Origin of the sequence: Luedemannella helvata (assembly GCF_039528415.1) — a bacterium.
GTDB classification, from domain to species: domain Bacteria; phylum Actinomycetota; class Actinomycetes; order Mycobacteriales; family Micromonosporaceae; genus Luedemannella; species Luedemannella helvata.
This window is the reverse complement of the sequence record NZ_BAAALS010000014.1, coordinates 83,670-101,263: the sequence shown is the minus strand read 5'-3', so window position 1 is coordinate 101,263 and position 17,594 is coordinate 83,670. Positions and strand designations below refer to the sequence as shown.

Genomic DNA, 17,594 nt, shown 5'->3' with positions numbered 1-17,594 from the left:
GTTTCCTCCCTTCCGACGCTGGCAGCGATGCCGGTACGTCGGATGGCGGGAAGCGTCGCGTACCGCTGTTTCGCGCAAGGTCCCCGATAGGTTTCCAGACAGTCACCGTGTGTTTCGTACGTGTGAAGGCCGACACACCTGTCGGGGTCAGGGGTCATTCACGTGACCATGGAGAGGGTTTACCGGCCGCACTAGCATCGCGGTCATGCCACGACCCCGGGTCCTCCTCACCACCGTGACCGCGCTCCTCGCCGTACTCGCCGCCGTGGGCTGCGGCCCCAAGAAGGAAGCGCCTGCCACCTCCCTGCCGGCCGGATCTGAGCTGCTCACGAAGGCCTCCGCCAAGATGAAGGAGGTGACCGACGCCCACGTCGTCATCACCGTGGACGGCACCCTGCCGGACCTGCCGATGAAGAAGGCGGACGGCGTGCTTACCCGTGCGGGCGATGCCAAGGGCACCGTTCAGTTGGAACAGTTCGGCCTCCTGGTCGAGCTTTCCTTCGTCATCGTGAACAAGACCGCCTATCTCAAGGGCCCCACGGGCGGCTGGGCCACTCAGCCGATGAGCCAGCTGACCGGCGTCTTCGACCCGGCCGCCGTGCTCGACCCCGACCGCGGGGTCGCGAACGTGCTGGCCACAGCCACCAACGGCGCCACCCAGGGCAAGGAGACCATTTACGGCAAGGAGACCTACAAGGTCTCGGCCGCCTTCGCCGACGCCGCCATGGCCCAGCTCCTGCCCGGCATCGGCACCGGGATCACCGGCCACGTGTGGCTCGACACCGCCGACTCGACACTGCGCAAGGCCGCGTTCGTCGTGCCCGGCACGGACAAGCCCGCCACCGTCACGATCACCGTCGACCAGATCAACTCCGGGGCCACGATCAGTGCTCCCTGACCTGGTCGCGGCCCCGCGCGCGGGGCGGCGGACGGCCATCGGCGTCACCGGCGCCGCCGTGCTGCTCGCCGCCCTCGACGCGTACGTCGTCGTGACGATCCTCGTCACCCTGGCCAAGGATCTCAGCGTCCCGGTCAACCACCTGGAGCGGATCACCCCGGTCGTCACGGGCTACCTGCTCGGCTACGTCGCCGGCATGCCGCTGCTGGGCAGCCTGTCCGACCGCTACGGCCGCCGCCCGCTCATCCAGGTGTGCCTGGCCGGCTTCGCCATCGGCTCGGCGCTCACCGCGCTCGCCCCGAGCGTCGGCCTGCTCGTCGCCGGCCGGGCCATCCAGGGCCTGGCCGGCGGTGCCCTGCTGCCCGTCACGATGGCGCTGGTGGGCGATCTGTTCGCCGCCGCGTCGCGCTCCGTCACCCTCGGGGTGGTCGGGGCCGCGCAGGAGCTGGGCAGCGTGCTCGGCCCTCTCTACGGCGCGGGCGTGGCGGCCTGGCTGGGCTGGCGCGGCATCTTCTGGATCAACGTGCCGCTCACGGTGATCGCGATGGTCGCGGTCCATTTCGCCCTCAGACCCTTCCGGGGTACGTCCGGCAGCGCGCCGCCCGCGAGCGCGGACGGTGCCGGCGTCCCGGGAGTCCGCCCGGCGTCCGGCGTCGATGTCGTCGGCGGGCTGCTCCTCGCGGGGGCCCTCGGCCTGCTCGTGGTCGGCCTGCACAACCCCGACCCGGAGCACGCCGTACTGCCGCCGTGGGGTCCGGCCACGCTGGCCGCCGCCGGGGTCGCGTTCCTCGCGTTCCTCGCCTGGGAGGTGTTCGCCGGCCGCACCGGGCGGGCGCGCCTGTTCGACCCGACCGGGGTCGCGCGCGGGCCGTTCCTCGCCGCACTGGGCGCCAGCTTCGCGGCCGGCACGGCCCTCATGGTCACGCTCGTCGACGTGGAACTCGTGGCACAGACCGCCCTGCGGCTGGACTCGACCGGCGCGACGCTCGTGCTGGTCCGGTTCCTGGCGGCACTGCCCGTCGGCGCGGTCATCGGCGGGTGGCTCGCGCCCAGGGCGGGCGAGCGCTGGGTGACGTTCGGCGGGCTGGGCGCGGCCGCCGCGGCGTACGCCCTGATGTCGCGGTGGCCGGGCGACGTGCTGGCCGCACGGTACGACCTGGGGTTCGTGAGCCTGCCCCGGCTGGACACCGATCTCGTCCTGGCGGGCCTCGGCCTGGGCCTGGTGATCGCGCCACTGTCGTCCGTGGTGCTACGGCTCGCCCCCGCCGCCCGGCACGGCACCGCCTCGGCGGCCATCGTGCTCGCGCGCATGATGGGCATGCTCATCGGCGTCGCCGCGCTCACCGCGTGGGGGCTGCACCGGTTCAAGGAGCTGACCGCCGACCTGGCCACACCGCTGCCGTTCGGGGTGACCCGCGAGGAGTTCCAACGCCAGTCGGAGGCCTACGCGGTGGCGCTCAACGCCGCGCTCCGCACGGAGTACTCGGAGATCTTCGCCGTCACCGCGGTGGTGTGTGCGGTGGGCGCTCTGCTCGGCCTGTGCCTGTCGGACCGGGCGGCGGCCGCCGAACCGTCGCCGTAGCGCCGCTCATGGCGGCCGCGTCCCGGGCCGGCTCACGGCCGGCCCGGGACGCGTCGCGCGCTACAGGCGCTGGAGCATCGCCCGCATCGTGGCGATCTCCGCCTGCTGGCTGGTGATGATCTGCTGGGCGAGGGCCTTCGCGTCCGCGTTGGCGCCGCCGGCGAGTTCGGTCTCGGCCATGTCGATGGCGCCCTCGTGATGGGCGATCATCAGCGTGGCGTAGAGCCGGTCGAACTCCCGGCCGCTCGCCGCCCGCAGCTTCGCCATGTCGGCCGCGCTCACCATGCCCGGCATGCCGTGGCCCATGGTGGCGGGCATGTGCGTCGGCCGGCCCCACGCCGTCAGCCAGCCGGACATCGTGGCGATCTCCGGCGCCTGGGCCGCCCTGATCTGCGCGGCCAGGCTCGACAGCTCCGGGTCGCTGGCCCGGCCGGGCGCGAGGTCGGACATTTCCACGGCCTGCTGGTGGTGCGGGATCATCATCTGGGCGAACATGACGTCCTCCTGGTTGGCCACCACGGCGCCGTCCGACGCGATCACCGACGGACCTGACATGTGCGGCATCCCGCTGTGGTCGCCCGCGCAACCACCCAGGACGAGCGCGAGCGCCGCGAGCACGGCGGCAGTACGAAATCGGGACATTTCTGACAAACCTTTCTGGAAATGGGTACGAGGACAGGACGCGCGGGCTGTCCTACGTACGCATCACCGCGACGGTTGCCAGCCGGAGGCCGCATCCTCGGCCGGGCGGCCCCCGGGCCGGTCGGGCCCGGCCGGCGGCAGGGGACGGCGCCTCGGGCGCCACCTGCCGCGCGCCGCGCACCACCAACGCCGCCAGGACGGCCAACCCGACAGCCGCGAGAACGGCGAGGCAGACGCTCCATGCCGGCAGGCCGTCCCGAGGCCCGGGCGCGTCGCGCGCCAGGGTGCCCTCGCCCGCCGGTGGGACAACGGCACCGTCGGGGACCGCGCCGGCGTGGGGGGCGGAGTGTGGGGCGCCGAGATGACCGGCGGCCAGGTGGTCGGGGCCGTGGTGGCCCATCGTGTGCATCGCGGAGACACCCAGCGCCGTGCAGCACAGCAGCACGAAGCGGGCCACCCGCCCGCGAAGCGCCGCCATCACGACCACCGGTTCACGCTAACCCACGCCCGCCGCCGCCCTCGTCACCCGGAGGCGGGTAGGTCAGCGCAGCGCCGCTTCCAGGGCGTAGCGCTCATGGTCAATGAGTCGCAGGTCGCGCATCGGGCGGCGCAGGTGGCCCTTGTGGACGATCCGGACGAACGCGGGTTCGCCCGCGGCCGCCATGCGGCGGATGCCCTCGACGTGGTCGATGATCCGGGCGCGGATGGCGCCGACCAGGCGGTGCCGGTCGCGGGGGATCAGGCCGTACGCGTTGGCGAACAGGCGCAGCCGGCGGGGCCGGTCCGGGCTGTGCCAGCCGAGCGTCACGGAGTCGTTGTCGGAGAACAACGGCACCCAGGTCCAGGCCGCGTACGCGACGTCGTAGATGCGCGCGCCCGGCGAGGCCAGGTCGAAGTCGATCAGCGCGATGGTGTCGTCGGGGCGCCAGATGACGTTGTGCGGGGCGGCGTCGTGGTGGCAGATGACCTCGGTGCCGGGGGGCGGAGGGCCGAACGAGCGCCACACCGCCCCGGGCGGCGGGCGGAAGCCGTACTGGGCGTCGTGGAAGCGGCGCAGCATCGTGGCGACCGCGACGAGGGCCTCATCGGTGACCCAGTGCGGCTGCAGGGGGTACGACCCGCACTCGCCCTCCAGGTAGGAGAGCACCTCGCGGCCGCGCTCGTCCATGCCGAGCGCCCGGGGGGCGCCGGTGAACCCGACGCGCTCCAGGTGATGCAGCAACGAGTGCACGGCGGGCGTCCACGGGCCCGCGTTGCGGCGTACCGTGTCCCCGACGCGCACGACCGTGCTCGTGTTCCCGCCCAGGAGCGGGATCTCCTGCTGCACCAAGGTTCGACGCCCCTCCCCGCGCCCACCGTGCGGCGAGCCGCCCGGGTCTGACCAATCTAGTCGGTACCCACCAGCGGGCGGTCCGACGCATGGCATGCCTCACTCCGCGAGGAGTGCGTCCACGAACGCCGCGGGCTCGAAGGGGGCCAGGTCGTCCGGACCCTCCCCGAGGCCGACCAGTTTAACCGGAATGCCGAGCTTGCGCTGTACGGCGATGACGATGCCACCCTTTGCGGTACCGTCCAGTTTCGTCAGCACGACGCCGGTCACGTCGACCACCTCGGTGAACACGCGTGCCTGCTCAAGGCCGTTCTGACCGGTGGTGGCGTCGAGGATGAGCAGGGTCTCGTCGACCGGCCCCTGGCGGCTGACGACCCGCTTGACCTTCCCCAGCTCGTCCATGAGGCCGACCTTGTTCTGCAGCCGGCCGGCCGTGTCGATCAGCACAGTGTCCACGCCGCTCTCCGTGCCCCGCTTCACCGCGTCGAACGCGACCGCGGCCGGGTCGCCGCCCTCCGGCCCGCGCACGACCTCAGCGCCGACCCGGCTGCCCCAGGTGGCGAGCTGGTCGGCGGCAGCGGCCCGGAAGGTGTCGGCCGCGCCGAGCACGACGGAGTGCCCGTCCGCGATGAGAACGCGGGCGATCTTGCCGCAGGTGGTGGTCTTGCCCGCGCCGTTGACGCCCACGACGAGGACGACCGCCGGGCGGCCGTCCGCCGAGTCGCGGTGCGGCGTGGCCTTCAGGCCCCGGTCCATGCCGGGGTCCAGCGCGGCGAGCAGCTGGCTTGCCAGCATGGCGCGCAGGTCGGCGGCCGTCGCGGTGCCCTGGACGCGGGCCTGCTCACGCAGCTTGCCGACGATCTCGCGGGTCGCCTCCACGCCCACGTCGGCGGTGATGAGGGTGTCCTCGACCTCGTCCCATGTGTCGTCGTCGAGCTTGTCGCGCGACAGCAGCGCGAGCAGCCCCTTGCCCAGCGCGTTCTGCGACCGGGACAGCCGGGCGCGCAGGCGCACGAGGCGGCCGGCGGTCGGCTCGGGCTTCTCCAGCGCCGGCGCGGTCTCCACCGGCGGCGGGGCGGGCGCCGGCGAGACCGGTCGGGTCGGCGCCGGTACCGTGCCGGCCTCGGGCGCCTGCGCCTCCTCGACCTCGGCGGGCGGCGCGGTCGTCAGCGTGGCGTCGTCGCGCTCCCGCAGCCGTTCCCGGCGCTGGCGCCGCAACGCGGGCAGCAGGAACGCCGAGGCCATCAGGGCGAGGAAGATCACAAGTACGATCCACGACTGCGTGTCCATGGGGGAAATCCTGACAGACGCTCCGGCCCAACCGGCATGCGCCGTCGCGCGGCGGGGCGCGCGTCACCCGGGCAGGGCAGGATGGGGTCATGCCTGCCGACATCCCCTGGACCGCGCCGCCGGTCGAGCGCCGCAACGAACCCCTCGTCGCCGACGAACGCGCCATGCTGGAGGGCTGGCTCACCTGGCAGCGCGACACCCTGCTGTGGAAGTGCGCCGGCCTGACCGGCGAGCAGCTGGCGCTCGCCTCGGTCGAGCCCTCCAACCTCACCCTGCTCGGGCTCGTCCGCCACATGGCGGAGGTGGAGCGCGTGTGGTTCCGCATACGCAGCGCCGGCCAGGACGTCGGCCCGCTGTTCCTCACACCCGACAACGACGACGCCGATCTCACGGACGGCACCCCGGCGTCCGCGGAGGCGGACTTCGCCGCGTTCCGCCGCGAGTGCGACCTCGCCGACGAGGCGGCCGCCGGCCTGCCGTTGGAGCACACGTTCCCGTCCCCCCGGTCCGGGAAGCCGATCAGCCTGCGGTGGGTGTACGTGCACATGATCGAGGAGTACGCCCGCCACAACGGCCATGCCGACCTCATCCGGGAGCGCATCGACGGCAGTACGGGCGACTGACGCGCCGGCCCGCCGCCGCGCCCTACCATCGGACGGCATGATCCGGAAACGTCGATGGCTGGTCGGGGTGGCGGCCGCCCTGCCGGCCCTGGTGGTGACCTGCCTCGGCGCGGCGTTCGTACTGCTGCCGGGCGCCTCGACCGAGGCGATGCCGGCGTCGATCACCGAGAACGGCGTGGTCTACGACCGGGCCGAGCTGATCACGTTCCGGACGGTCTTCCGCGACTCCGTGACCGTCCGGATCCCGGTGACCACGCGCCCGATCGTCGTCCGCGGATCGTGCACGCTGGCCCGGCTCCACGGCAGCCACGCCAACTCCGCGCTGCTCCTCGACGTGCCGACCAGCTACGTCGACGGGAGGAACGTCCCGGAGACGAACGGCGCCGACGTGCTCCACTGCTTCGCGGGCCGGCCGCCGGACCTGACGACGACCATCGACCCCGGCTGGCTGCCCCGCGAGGGCGACCGGCTGCGGCTCACCTGGACCGAGCTGGACACGCGCGCCGACGCCCCGGCGGACTCCCCCGCCTCCTGGGCGCTGGCCGTCTACGTGGCGCGCTAGCCCCACAACACCCGTGCGCGAGCGGGTCGCCGGGAACGCTGCCAACGCGCCCGAGCCGCGCGGACGCTCAAGGCGTCCGGAGCCTTGAACCGGCCTGGTAGCCCTGGGTACCGCAGCGGTTCACAGCACCCGCGGGGCCCTCCCCACGCTAGAGGCCCAGCGCCGCCCGCAGGTAGGGGAGGTCGGCGACGCCGTTCCACCGGTAGGCGGACAGCCCCGCCGCCCGGGCGCCGCGCACATTGCGGTCGTCGTCATCGACGAACAGGCAGTGAGCGGGCGACCGGCGCAGCGCGTCGCACACGATCGCGAAGAACTCCCTGCTGGGCTTGTGCGCACCCACGACGGACGAGTTCACGACCACGTCGAACGCGTCGGCGACGCCGAGCAGCTCCAGGTCCGCGTCGAGCCGCGAGGTCGCGTTCGTGGCAAGAGCCACGGGTACCCCCGCCGCGCGCACCTCGGCGACGAAGCGGAGCACGTCCGGGTCGATCTCGCCCCGGTACGCCATCCACTCGGTCACGAGCGCGCGGGCGGCGTCCGGGTCGAGCTGGTGCTGGTGGGTCAGCTCCTCGGCGATCGTGCCGGCCCACTCCTCGTGGCTCTGCTTACCGACAAGCACCGGGTTGAGCACGCGATGGTCGAACGCGACGGCGAGGATCGTGCCCGCGTCGAGGCTGGCGGCGGCCTCCAGCGGCGCGCGTACGGCAGGGTCGAAGTGGCGCAGCACCCCGTCCAGGTCGAGGACGAGGGCGTCGGGGCGGGGCTTCACGACTCATCGTCCTCGCGCAACCGCTGGCTGATGACCTGGGTCACGCCGGCCTTCATGGTCACGCCGTAGAGCGCGTCGGCGATCTCCATCGTGCGCTTCTGGTGCGTGATGATGATCAGCTGGCTCTTCTCGCGGAGCTGGGCCAGCAACGTGATCAGGCGGCCGAGGTTCACGTCGTCGAGCGCCGCCTCGACCTCGTCCATGATGTAGAACGGGCTGGGCCGCGCCCGGAAGATCGCCACGAGCAGCGCCACGGCCGTGAGCGAGCGCTCGCCGCCGGACAGCAGCGACAGCCGCTTGATCTTCTTGCCGGGCGGGCGGGCCTCGACCTCGACGCCGGTCGTGAGCAGGTTCTCCGGGTCGGTGAGGATGATGCGGCCCTCGCCGCCCGGGAACAGCACCGGAAAGACCTGCTCGAACTCGCGGGCCGTGTCGGCGAACGCGGAGGCGAACACCTCCAGGATCCGGTCGTCCACGTCCTTGACGACCGTGAGCAGGTCGCGCCGGGTGGCCTTGAGGTCCTCCAGCTGGTCGGAGAGGAACTTGAAGCGCTCCTCCAGCGCGGCGAACTCCTCCAGCGCGAGCGGGTTCACCTTGCCGAGCAGGGCCAGCTCCCGGTCGGCCTTGGCGGCCCGCTTCTCCTGCGTGGCCCGGTCGAACGGGATGGGCTCCGGGGCCGGCTTGCCGGCCGCCTCGGCGGTCGCGAGGTCGTGCGGGGTCGGCGGGACGAGCTGCTCCGGGCCGTACTCGGCGACGAGGGTCTCGGCGTCCAGGCCGTACTCCTCGGCGGCGCGGTTCTCCAGCGCCTCGATGCGCAGCCGCTGCTCGGCGCGGGCCACCTCGTCGCGGTGCACCTTGGAGGTCAGCCGCTCCAGCTCGACGGCGTGTTCGCGCGCTGCCGCCCGTACCCCGGTGAGTTCGTTTTCGCGGGCGGACCTGGCCTGCGCGACGGCATCGCGGTGCGCGGCCGCCGCCGCCAACGCGCGGCCCGCCTGCCGCAGGGCCACGTCCGCGCCGAGCACCACGGCCTTCGCGATGAGGGCGCCCCGGGCCCGGGCGGCGCGGCGGGCGGCGGTGCGCTCGCGCGCCTGCCGCTCGTTGTGCGCCTGCCGGATGAGGGCGTCGGCCCGACCGGTGATCGCGGCGACGCGCTCCTCGGCCGTTCGCACGGCGAGCCGTACCTCGATCTCCTGCTGCCGGGCGGCCGGCACGGCCGCGGACAGCTCGTCGCGTTCGGCCGTCGACGGGTCCTCGTCCGTGGGGGTGTCCTCGGCGATGCGCAGCCGCTCCTCCAGCTCGGCGAGGCCGGCGAGGTCGCGGTCGCGTGCCTCCTCGGCCTTCTGCCGGGCCTGCACGATGCGGTCGGCCTCGGCCTGCGCGCTGCGGGCGGCGGCACCCAGCTCGGCGAGCTGACGGGCGGCGGCATTGCGCTCGCCCTCGGCGGCCCGCTTCGCGGCGGCGGCCCGGGTGACGGCCTCCTTGGCCTCGGCGGCCTCCTCCCGCACCTCGGCCAGCTGCTCCTTGAGTTCCGCCTGGAGCTGCTCGGCCTCGGCGCGGCGCTGACGCGCCTCCTCCACCGCCGCCTGCACCTCGATGAAGCTCTGCTGCCGGCACGACCCGCCGACGACCTCGCGCACCCCGAGGACGTCTCCCTCGGCGGTCACCGCGCGCAGGTTCGGCGCATAACCCAGCAGAGTACGGGCGGCAGCGACGTCGGGGGTGAACACGACATCGCCGAGCAGGCCGGTCACCGCCGCCCGCAGCGTCGCCGGGGCGCGGACGACATCGAGCGCCCAGCGCGAACCTTCGGGCAGCGCCATGTCCGGGCGTCGCCACCCGGGCGCGGCGTCGGCCGCGCCCGCGCCGGCGACGAGCAGGGCAGCGCGGCCGGCGTCCTCGGTCTTGAGCAGCTCGACGGCGCTCTGCGCGCCGTCCAGGGTGGACACGGCGACCGCGTCGGCGAGCAGGCCGAGCGCGGCGGCCAGCGCCGCCTCGTGGCCCGGCTCGACCGTGAGCAGCGCGGCGACGCTGCCGAGCAGGCCGGGGACCTTCTCAGCCCGGGCGAGCAGAGCGCCCGCCCCGTCCTTGCGCTTGAGGCCGATCGCGAGGGCCTCCTCGCGCGCCTTCCACTGGGTCGCGTCCTTCTCGGCGGCCCGCTCCTCATCGGACAGCCGCCGGATCCGCGCGTTGATCTCCTCAGCCCGGCGCTGCGCCTCGGCGTGGGCGTTGTCGAGCGCCACGTCGCCCCGGTCGGCCTCCGAGGCGCCCTCCTGCGCCACCTCGTACGCCTCCTGGGCGGCCTCGGCGCGCTCCATCGCCTCGCCCAGCGACGCGGTGAACCGGGCGATCTCGTCGGCCGCCGCGTGCGAGCGGGTGCGCATCGCGTTCACCTGCCCGGCCAGCTTGGCCAGGCCCTCCCGCTTGTCGGCGATCGCCTTCACGGCAACGACGAGCGCCTTTTCGGCCTCGGCCAGGCGGCGCTCCAGCTGCTGGCGCTTGGCGACGGCCTCGTCGAGGCGTTCCTGATGCGTCTCCAGCGCGGCGCGCAGCTCCTCCTCCTGCTCGCGGGCCTCCTCGGCCTCGGCGAGCAGCTGCTCGGGATCGCGGCCCGGCCGCTCGTCGTCGACGGCCGTGCTGAGGTTGCGCAGCCGCTCGTCGGCCAGCTGATGGGTGGCGCGCAGCCGCTCCTGGAGGGTGGCGAGCTGGAAGTGGGTGTCCTGCGCCCTGGCCAGCACGGGCGCGTCCTCGGCGAGGGCCGCCTCCAGTTCGGCGAGGCGCTCCTGCACCTCGGCGTGGGCGGCCTCCACCTCCTCGCGGCGGGCCCGCAGCGCGGCCTCGTCGGCGACCTCCCGGTCGACCGTGGTGCGCAGGGAGATGTAGTCGTCGGCGAGCAGGCGCAGCTTCGCGTCGCGCAGGTCGGCCTGGATGCCGGCGGCCCGGCGGGCCACCTCGGCCTGGCGGCCCAGCGGCTTGAGCTGGCGGCGCAGCTCGGCGGTCAGGTCGGTGAGCCGGTTGAGGTTGGTCTGCATCGCGTCGAGCTTGCGCAGCGCCTTTTCCTTGCGCTTGCGGTGCTTGAGGACGCCCGCCGCCTCCTCGATGAAGGCGCGCCGGTCCTCCGGCTTGGCGTGCAGGACCGCGTCGAGCTGGCCCTGACCCACGATGACGTGCATCTCCCGGCCGATGCCGGAGTCGGAGAGCAGCTCCTGAATGTCCAGCAGGCGGCACCCGTTGCCGTTGATCTCGTACTCGCTCTCGCCGGAGCGGAACATCCGGCGGGTGATCGAGACCTCGGTGTAGTCGATGGGCAGAGCGCCGTCGGTGTTGTCGATCGTGAGGGTGACCTCGGCGCGGCCGAGCGGGGCGCGCCCGGACGTGCCCGCGAAGATCACGTCCTCCATTTTGCCGCCGCGCAGTGCCTTGGCGCCCTGCTCGCCGAGCACCCAGGAGATCGCGTCGACGACGTTGGACTTGCCGGAGCCGTTCGGCCCCACCACGCAGGTGATGCCGGGCTCCAGTTTCAGCGTCGTCGCGGAGGCGAAGGATTTGAAGCCCTTCACCGTCAGGCTCTTGAGATGCACGGGTCTCCGTGGGTGGTAGCTGTCCGACCTCTCGGCAGAGTACCCCGAGGAGGGCAAAAGGAAGCGCGCCGACATCGGGGTCGGCGCGCAATCTTCAACGTGTCCTAGCTGGGGCTTACTGCCTGTCTACGAGGTGGTGACGCTCAGGCGAGCGCCGGCTCCTCGATCCGCAACAGGCTATCCGTATCGACCGAAGCCACCAGGCGATCATTCTCCGCCCGCAGCCGCAGTACCTCGAACTCAAGCTCCCGCACGCGGGCACGCAACTTCGTGACCTCGTCGAGCATGCGCCGGTCCGGCGCACCGCCCACGTGGCCGTAGAGGGCCTTCGCCATATCGTCTCCTTGTCAGCGCCACCGGAACCCACCGGTCAACGCGCGCCCCTCATCGGCAGCCAGCACGCACCCTCGTGCGCGCACGGCGGGGCGCGTCTGGCGACACCCCCATAGTCCGCCCGAGCACCGACCTCAGTCAAGTTCCGCGCCGGGACATGCCGTCACACCCCTCCCGCTCTCGATGTCCGTTTACTGACAAAGCCGCGTACGGGGGACAACCACTCGTTGCGACCTATATGACCGTGTCTCTGGCCCCACTCCTGCCGCTGTGCACGCACCCCGACGACGACCCCGGCACCTGGTCGGCCGCCACCCTCACCGCTCCCACGCTCGGCGCCGTCGTCGTCGTGCGGCTGCCGGTCGCGTCCGCGGCCCCGTCCCTCGGCCCGGCCATCGCCCGCATCGTGCGCGCCGGCAGCGCGGTCCTCGGGTACGTGAGCCTCGCATTCGCCACCCGGCCTGTGGCCGAACTCACGGACGAAATCGCCCGCTGGTCGCAGTCGGGCGCCACGGGGATCTTCCTCGATCACGCCCCCGCCGGCCCGGCCCACCTCGGCGCCCTCCGGCTCGCCCAGCGCGCGGCGCTGCGGGCCGGCCTGCGCCGCGTCGTGTTCAACACGGCCGGCCCCGCCGACCCGCTCTGCCGCGAACTCGACGCCGTGATCTGCAGCTTCGAGGGCTCGTGGCCGCAGTACCGCGCCTGGGACGGGTACGGGTCGCTGCCGGGCGACGGGCACCTCGTCTACGGCGTACCGCCCGAGGAGCGCGGCAAGGCGCTGACCCTCATGCGCCGCCGGGGCGCGGGCCTGGGCCTGATCACCGACCTGGGCTGGCCGAGCGGCATGCAGTCACTGCTCGCCGCAGCGGCGGCCGAGGTCCGCTGACCCCGTCAACGGCGAGGGCGGGGTTGGCACTTCGGGCACGAGTACGAGGAGCGGTTCATGAACGGCTCCCGGCGGATCGGGGCGCCGCAGCGGCGGCACGGCTCACCTTCGCGGCCGTAGACGTTCAGCGAGCGTTCGAAGTACCCGCTCTCGCCGTTGACGTTGACGTAGAGCGCGTCGAAGCTCGTCCCGCCGGCCTTGAGCGCCTCGCGCATCACGTCGGTGACGTGGCCGAGCAGCCGCGCCGCCGCCGGCCGGGTCAGGGCGTCCGTCGCCCGGGCGCCGTGCAGGCCGGCCCGCCACAGCGCCTCGTCGGCGTAGATGTTGCCGACCCCGGAGATCAGCGACTGATCGAGCAGGGCGCGCTTGACCTCGGTGCGACGCCGGCGCATCGCGGCGACCACGACGTCGGGGTCGAACAGCGGGTCGAACGGGTCGCGGGCGATGTGCGCGATCTCGGCGGGCAGGTCGGCCCCGCCGACGGAGACTGCCAGCCCACCGAACGTGCGCTGGTCGACGAAGCGCAGCTGAGGGCCGTCGTCGGCGAACGCGAAGCGGATGCGCAGGTGCGGGCCGTCCGGCTCGGTGGCCGGCAGGAGCAGCATCTGGCCGGACATGCCGAGGTGCCCCACGATGGCGTCGCCGCTGCTCAGGGGCAGCCACAGGTACTTGCCGCGCCGGCGTACCCCGACCACCGTCTGGCTGAGCAGTACCGCGGCGAAGTCGGCGCCGCCGGTCGCGTGGCGGCGGACGGCCCGGGGGTGCAGCACGTCGACCGTGGCGATCGTGCGCCCGGACACCCAGCGGTCCAGGCCCTCGCGGACCGTCTCGACCTCGGGCAGCTCAGGCATCCGGCTCGCCCTCCACGGGGGACACCGGATCCAGGTTGAGCGCGAGCCACGCGGCCTCGGCGGCGCGCTGCTCGGCCTCCTTCTTCGTGCGCCCCTGGGCGCCGCCGTGACGGGCGCCGGCCACGACGGCCCAGGCGGTGAACGTCTTCGCGTGGTCGGGGCCGGTCTCCTCGACGTGGTAGTCGGGCACGCCCAGGCCCCGGGCGGCGGTCAGTTCCTGCAGGCTGGTCTTCCAGTCCAGGCCCGCGCCGAGGCGGCCGGCCTGCGCCATGACGGGCCCGAACAGCCGGTGGATCACCACACTGGCCACGGGCAGTCCGTGCTCCAGGTAGACGGCGCCGAGCAGGGCCTCCAGCGTGTCGGCGAGGATGCTCTCCTTGTCGCGCCCGCCCGTGGCCTCCTCGCCCTTGCCGAGCAGCAGGTACGGGCCCAGCCCGTACGCGCTGAGGCCGCGCGCGACATCGGCGAGCGCGCGGGAGTTGACGACGCTGGCCCGCAGCTTGGCCAGCCGACCCTCCGCGAGGTCGGGGTTGTCCTGGTAGAGCGCGGTCGTCACGACCAGGCCGAGGACGGAGTCACCGAGGAACTCCAGCCGCTCGTTGGTGGGCAGGCCGCCGTTCTCGTACGCGTACGACCGGTGGGTGAGCGCGCGCTGCAGCAGGTCTTCGGAGATGCCGACGCCGAGCGCGGCCTCCAGGTGGGTGGTTGACGGGCGCACGTGCCGCTCTTCCGGGGCGGAACGGGACTTCACCAGGGCACCTCCGCGGGCTTGGCCGAACCGCTGACGGACCCGATCCGGCGCGGCATGTCCGCGCGGACGAGGTGGGCGGCGAGCGCGATACCCGAGGCGATGTCGCCGCCTCCGGCCGCGCCGTGACAGACGACGACCGTGCCGGCCACCCCGAGCAGGGCGGCGCCGCGCGGGGCGTCGGAGGAACTGGGGACGCTGGCGTGGCGGCCGCTGCCGCCCGCTGTCGCGATGGCCGCCTCAACGCCCTTGAGCAGGACGTTTCCGGTGAATCCATCGGTGACAACGACGTCGGCGCGGGCGCCGGAAATGACCTCGTCGCCCTCGACCAGCCCGACGTAGCGGGACTGGGCGGGCAGCGGGTAGGTGCGCAGCGTGCGTTCGGTGGCGCGGCGCAGGCGGTCGCCCTTGCCGGGCTCGCTGCCGACGGAGAGCAGGCCCACGCGGGGAGCGGGTACGCCCAGGATCGCCCGGGCGTACCCGACCCCGAGCACGGCGTGCTGCACGAGGTCCACGGGGCGGACCTCCATGCCGGCGCCCACGTCGAGCAGGAGGACGGGCCCGGCGGCGCCGGGCAGGACAGCCGCGAGGGCGGGCCGCCGGAAGCCGGGGGTACGGCCGATGCCGATGACGGCGGCGGTGACCGTGGCGCCGCTGGCGCCCGCGGAGACCAGGCCCTGGGCGCGCCCGGCGGCCACGGCGGACGCGGCGGCGGCGATGGTGGTCGCGTGGTCGGCGCCGCGGGCGGCCGGTTCGGCCATCGCGACGTACTGATCAGCGACGAGAACCTCCACCCGCTCGCGGGTGGAGGTGTCGAGGGCAGCCGTCACCTCGTCGGCCACCCGGCGGGGGCCGACGAGAAGGAGCTGAAGTTCCGGATCGGCTTGGCAGGCTCGCAGAGCGCCGTCAACCACGACGGCGGGGGCATCGTCCCCGCCGAGGAGGTCGACGGCGATCCGCGTCCCGGCAGTCCGCCCGGGCGCAGGTCGCGTCACCCGTGTCCCGGGCTCAGACCTCGATGACCTGACGACCGTTGTACGTGCCGCAGACCGTGCAGACCGCGTGCGGCAGCTTCGGCGAGCGGCACTGCGGGCAGGCGACGGTGGCGACGGGGGTGGTCTTCCACTGCGCCCGGCGCGACCGGGTGTTGCTGCGCGACATCTTGCGCTTGGGAACGGCCACGGCTCTTACTCCTAGGTCAGGCTCGCTGCGATCTTCAGCGAGTCAGGTCGTTCAGTTTGGCCCAGCGCGGGTCGACCGCCTGGTGGCTGTGGTCGGCTGGCAGGTTGTCCCAGGGCTCGCCGCACTCGGAGCACAGCCCCGGGCAGTCCTCCCGGCACAGCGGGTTGGCCGGCAGCGCGAGCACCACCGCGTCCCGCACGGCCGGCTCCAGGTCGATCAGATCGCCCTGCATCCGGCCGACCTCGTCCTCGTCGGTCGTCTCGTCCGTCGTGCTGTGCGCGTAGGCGTACAGCTCCGCGATCGTCACGTCCAACGTGTCGTTGATCTCGCGCAGGCAGCGGCCGCACTCCCCCACGAGCGGCCCGGTGACCTGGCCGGAGACGTACACGCCTTCCGACACGGAGGTCATCTGCAGCCGCAGCGAGAGGTCGGCACCCGCCGGCACTCCGATCAACTCCAGGCCGAGATCCTGCGGCGCGGGCACCACCCGGACAACCTCACGCATAGCACCCGGGCTGCGAGGCAGGTCCCGGGTATCGAGGACCAGCGGCGCGCGCGGGTCGAGGTGGGTTATCGAATGTTCACGCATCGTAGGCTCCGACCAGAAGTGGCCGACGTAAGACACTACCTGAGCGGCGGCGGCACCGTCGAATCGCCCCGCGTCGCACTAGAACGGCAGGGGCCGTTCGTCCTCGTTCGGGGCGAACGTACCGATCTCGCGCAGCGCGTGCATCTTGTCGCGACCGCGCTCGATCGACGCCAGCGACCGGGTCAGGAACTGCTCGAAGTTGGCCAGGGTCGTGTCGACGTACTCGTCGACCTCCTCGCGCAACCGCTGCACCTCCGACCGGGCCTCGCCCATGATCCGGTTGGCCTCGTGCTCGCTGGAGACGACGACCTCGCTGTGCGACACCAGCCGGGCGTGCTCGGCCTCGCCCTCGGCGATGATGCGGTCCGCCTCACGCTGGCCCGCGTCGAGGATCTTGTCACGCTCCTCCAGCAGGGCCGAGGCCCGGCGCAGCTCCGCCGGCAGCTCGCTGCGCAGCTGGTCAAGAAGGCCGATCAGCTCGCCGCGGTCGACCATGCAGTTGCGCGACATCGGCACCTGACGCGCGCCCTCCACGAACGCGATGATCTCGTCGATGCGGTCGATGGGATCCACCGGGCGTCACTCCTCCTGTCCAGGAACTCACCTATTCTGCTGCCGTCGCCATGGCGGCGCCCAGCCGCCACGTCGGTGAGCCTTGGACAGCCGATCGGTCGTCATTGCGGGCGCAACCGGTCGGTCAGCCGCCGGGCCACCGTGTCCGGCACGTGGGCCGACACGTCGCCGCCCCATTTCGCCACGTCCTTGACGAGGCTCGACGACAGGAACGAGTGCACCGGGTTGGTCGGCATGAACAGCGTCTCCACCCCGGCCAGGCCGATGTTCATCTGCGCCATCTGCAGCTCGTAGTCAAAGTCGCTGACCGCCCGCAGGCCCTTGACGACCACCATGGCGTCCTGCGCCCGGCAGAAGTCCACGAGCAGTCCCTGGAACGTCTCGATCCGCACGTTCTCGTAGGGCTTCGTCACCTCGCCCAGCATCTCGATGCGATCCTCGATGCTGAACAGGCCCATCTTCGACTGGTTCACCAGCACCGCGACGATCACCTCGTCGAAGATGCGCGCACTGCGGCTGATGATGTCCAGGTGGCCGTTTGTCACGGGGTCGAACGAGCCCGGACAGACCGCCGCCCGCCTGATATCGCTGGTCACGCTGCGCGACCGTACCAGAGCATGGTCTCGCCGTAGCGGCGACCACGCTCGGCGGTGATCCCGTCCACCCAGGTCAGCTCCGGTGAGCGTGCCGAACGTTCGACCACGACGACCGCCCCGGGCGCGAGCCACCCGTTGCCGACCAGGGCGTTCAGCGCCGCGGTCACCTCGCTGTCCGCGAGGGCATAGGGAGGGTCGGCAAAGACCACGTCGTACGCCGTGTCCGGCGCGCCGGCCAGGACGGCGGCGACCTTGCCGGTGGCGAGCCGCACGGTCGCGCCGAGCTTGAGGGTCGCGATGTTGGCCCGCGCCGTGCGGGCGGCGCCGGGGTCGGACTCGACGAGCAGCACGTGCGCGGCACCTCGGGAGGCCGCCTCCAGCCCCACGGCCCCCGAGCCGGCGTAGAGGTCCGCGAAGTGGCAGCCGGCCAGGTCGACCATGGTGTCCAGCGTGGAGAACAGCGCCTCCCGGACCCGGTCGGAGGTGGGCCGCGTGTCCCGCCCGGCCGGCGCGGTGATCCGCCGTCCGCCGTGCGTGCCCGCCACGATCCTCGTCACGAGCG

General features: G+C 73.0%; 20 protein-coding genes. 5 read left to right on the top strand and 15 right to left on the bottom strand.

Annotated elements, in window-relative coordinates; genetic code table 11:
• Positions 1-205 precede the first annotated feature (205 nt).
• Together ABD191_RS15830 and ABD191_RS15825 are read left to right on the top strand one after the other, a co-directional pair.
• Complete coding sequence (locus tag ABD191_RS15830) at positions 206-898, top strand: LppX_LprAFG lipoprotein (protein WP_344082238.1); 693 nt, start codon at positions 206-208, stop codon at positions 896-898.
• The gene (locus ABD191_RS15825; RefSeq protein ID WP_344082236.1) at positions 888-2,480 is read left to right on the top strand and encodes an MFS transporter; all 1,593 of its coding nucleotides are present in this window, start codon (positions 888-890) and stop codon (positions 2,478-2,480) included. The genes ABD191_RS15830 and ABD191_RS15825 overlap by 11 nt, the downstream gene beginning before the upstream one ends.
• A 60-nt stretch (positions 2,481-2,540) precedes the next feature.
• Here ABD191_RS15825 and ABD191_RS15820 read toward each other — a convergent pair whose 3' ends face one another.
• The 4 genes from ABD191_RS15820 to ftsY form a co-directional block, all read right to left on the bottom strand.
• The gene (locus ABD191_RS15820; protein WP_344082234.1) at positions 2,541-3,122 is read right to left on the bottom strand and encodes a DUF305 domain-containing protein; all 582 of its coding nucleotides are present in this window, start codon (positions 3,120-3,122) and stop codon (positions 2,541-2,543) included.
• A 52-nt stretch (positions 3,123-3,174) separates the two neighbouring features.
• Positions 3,175-3,609: a hypothetical protein gene (locus tag ABD191_RS15815; RefSeq protein WP_344082232.1), complete on the bottom strand. Its 435-nt coding sequence runs from the start codon at positions 3,607-3,609 to the stop codon at positions 3,175-3,177.
• Between the two features lie 54 nt (positions 3,610-3,663).
• Positions 3,664-4,452, bottom strand: a complete 789-nt coding sequence (locus tag ABD191_RS15810; protein WP_344082230.1) for an aminoglycoside phosphotransferase family protein — start codon at positions 4,450-4,452, stop codon at positions 3,664-3,666.
• Between the two features lie 99 nt (positions 4,453-4,551).
• A complete protein-coding gene (ftsY, locus tag ABD191_RS15805) occupies positions 4,552-5,742 on the bottom strand; it encodes a signal recognition particle-docking protein FtsY (protein ID WP_344082228.1) in 1,191 nt (396 codons plus the stop codon).
• Positions 5,743-5,843: 101 nt separating this feature from the next.
• On the opposite strand from ftsY, the gene ABD191_RS15800 reads away from it, so the two are divergent.
• Positions 5,844-6,365 (top strand): DinB family protein, encoded by a 522-nt coding sequence (locus ABD191_RS15800; protein WP_344082363.1) that lies wholly within the window; start codon positions 5,844-5,846, stop codon positions 6,363-6,365.
• A gap of 37 nt (positions 6,366-6,402) precedes the next feature.
• Positions 6,403-6,927, top strand: coding sequence for a hypothetical protein (locus ABD191_RS15795; RefSeq protein WP_344082226.1), 525 nt, complete (start codon positions 6,403-6,405; stop codon positions 6,925-6,927).
• A gap of 148 nt (positions 6,928-7,075) precedes the next feature.
• On the opposite strand, the gene ABD191_RS15790 is transcribed toward ABD191_RS15795, so the two are convergent.
• The 3 genes from ABD191_RS15790 to ABD191_RS15780 all read right to left on the bottom strand — a co-directional run bounded on the left by ABD191_RS15790 (position 7,076) and on the right by ABD191_RS15780 (position 11,609).
• The gene (locus ABD191_RS15790) at positions 7,076-7,696 is read right to left on the bottom strand and encodes an HAD family hydrolase (protein ID WP_344082224.1); all 621 of its coding nucleotides are present in this window, start codon (positions 7,694-7,696) and stop codon (positions 7,076-7,078) included.
• Complete coding sequence (smc, locus tag ABD191_RS15785; protein ID WP_344082222.1) at positions 7,693-11,274, bottom strand: chromosome segregation protein SMC; 3,582 nt, start codon at positions 11,272-11,274, stop codon at positions 7,693-7,695. Before smc ends, ABD191_RS15790 begins: the two co-directional genes overlap by 4 nt.
• Before the next feature lie 143 nt (positions 11,275-11,417).
• Entirely contained in the window at positions 11,418-11,609 is a 192-nt protein-coding gene (locus ABD191_RS15780) for a hypothetical protein (protein WP_344082220.1), read from the bottom strand.
• A gap of 236 nt (positions 11,610-11,845) precedes the next feature.
• Here ABD191_RS15780 and ABD191_RS15775 point away from each other — a divergent pair, with 236 nt between their 5' ends.
• The gene (locus ABD191_RS15775; RefSeq protein WP_344082218.1) at positions 11,846-12,493 is read left to right on the top strand and encodes a spherulation-specific family 4 protein; all 648 of its coding nucleotides are present in this window, start codon (positions 11,846-11,848) and stop codon (positions 12,491-12,493) included.
• A 5-nt stretch (positions 12,494-12,498) separates the two neighbouring features.
• Here ABD191_RS15775 and mutM read toward each other — a convergent pair whose 3' ends face one another.
• From mutM to rsmD, 8 genes are all read right to left on the bottom strand, one after another.
• Positions 12,499-13,344: a bifunctional DNA-formamidopyrimidine glycosylase/DNA-(apurinic or apyrimidinic site) lyase gene (gene mutM, locus ABD191_RS15770; protein ID WP_344082216.1), complete on the bottom strand. Its 846-nt coding sequence runs from the start codon at positions 13,342-13,344 to the stop codon at positions 12,499-12,501.
• Positions 13,337-14,095: a ribonuclease III gene (gene rnc, locus ABD191_RS15765; RefSeq protein WP_344082214.1), complete on the bottom strand. Its 759-nt coding sequence runs from the start codon at positions 14,093-14,095 to the stop codon at positions 13,337-13,339. Before rnc ends, mutM begins: the two co-directional genes overlap by 8 nt.
• Positions 14,092-15,087: a phosphate acyltransferase PlsX gene (locus ABD191_RS15760; RefSeq protein WP_344082212.1), complete on the bottom strand. Its 996-nt coding sequence runs from the start codon at positions 15,085-15,087 to the stop codon at positions 14,092-14,094. Before ABD191_RS15760 ends, rnc begins: the two co-directional genes overlap by 4 nt.
• A gap of 13 nt (positions 15,088-15,100) precedes the next feature.
• Positions 15,101-15,274 (bottom strand): 50S ribosomal protein L32, encoded by a 174-nt coding sequence (gene rpmF / locus ABD191_RS15755; RefSeq protein WP_344082210.1) that lies wholly within the window; start codon positions 15,272-15,274, stop codon positions 15,101-15,103.
• Between the two features lie 34 nt (positions 15,275-15,308).
• Positions 15,309-15,863, bottom strand: a complete 555-nt coding sequence (locus ABD191_RS15750; protein WP_344082207.1) for a YceD family protein — start codon at positions 15,861-15,863, stop codon at positions 15,309-15,311.
• 78 nt (positions 15,864-15,941) lie between these two features.
• Positions 15,942-16,436, bottom strand: coding sequence for a hypothetical protein (locus tag ABD191_RS15745; protein ID WP_344082205.1), 495 nt, complete (start codon positions 16,434-16,436; stop codon positions 15,942-15,944).
• A gap of 101 nt (positions 16,437-16,537) precedes the next feature.
• Positions 16,538-17,032, bottom strand: coding sequence for a pantetheine-phosphate adenylyltransferase (gene coaD / locus ABD191_RS15740; RefSeq protein WP_344082203.1), 495 nt, complete (start codon positions 17,030-17,032; stop codon positions 16,538-16,540).
• Positions 17,029-17,589 (bottom strand): 16S rRNA (guanine(966)-N(2))-methyltransferase RsmD, encoded by a 561-nt coding sequence (rsmD, locus tag ABD191_RS15735; protein WP_344082201.1) that lies wholly within the window; start codon positions 17,587-17,589, stop codon positions 17,029-17,031. The genes coaD and rsmD overlap by 4 nt, the downstream gene beginning before the upstream one ends.
• Positions 17,590-17,594 lie beyond the last annotated feature (5 nt).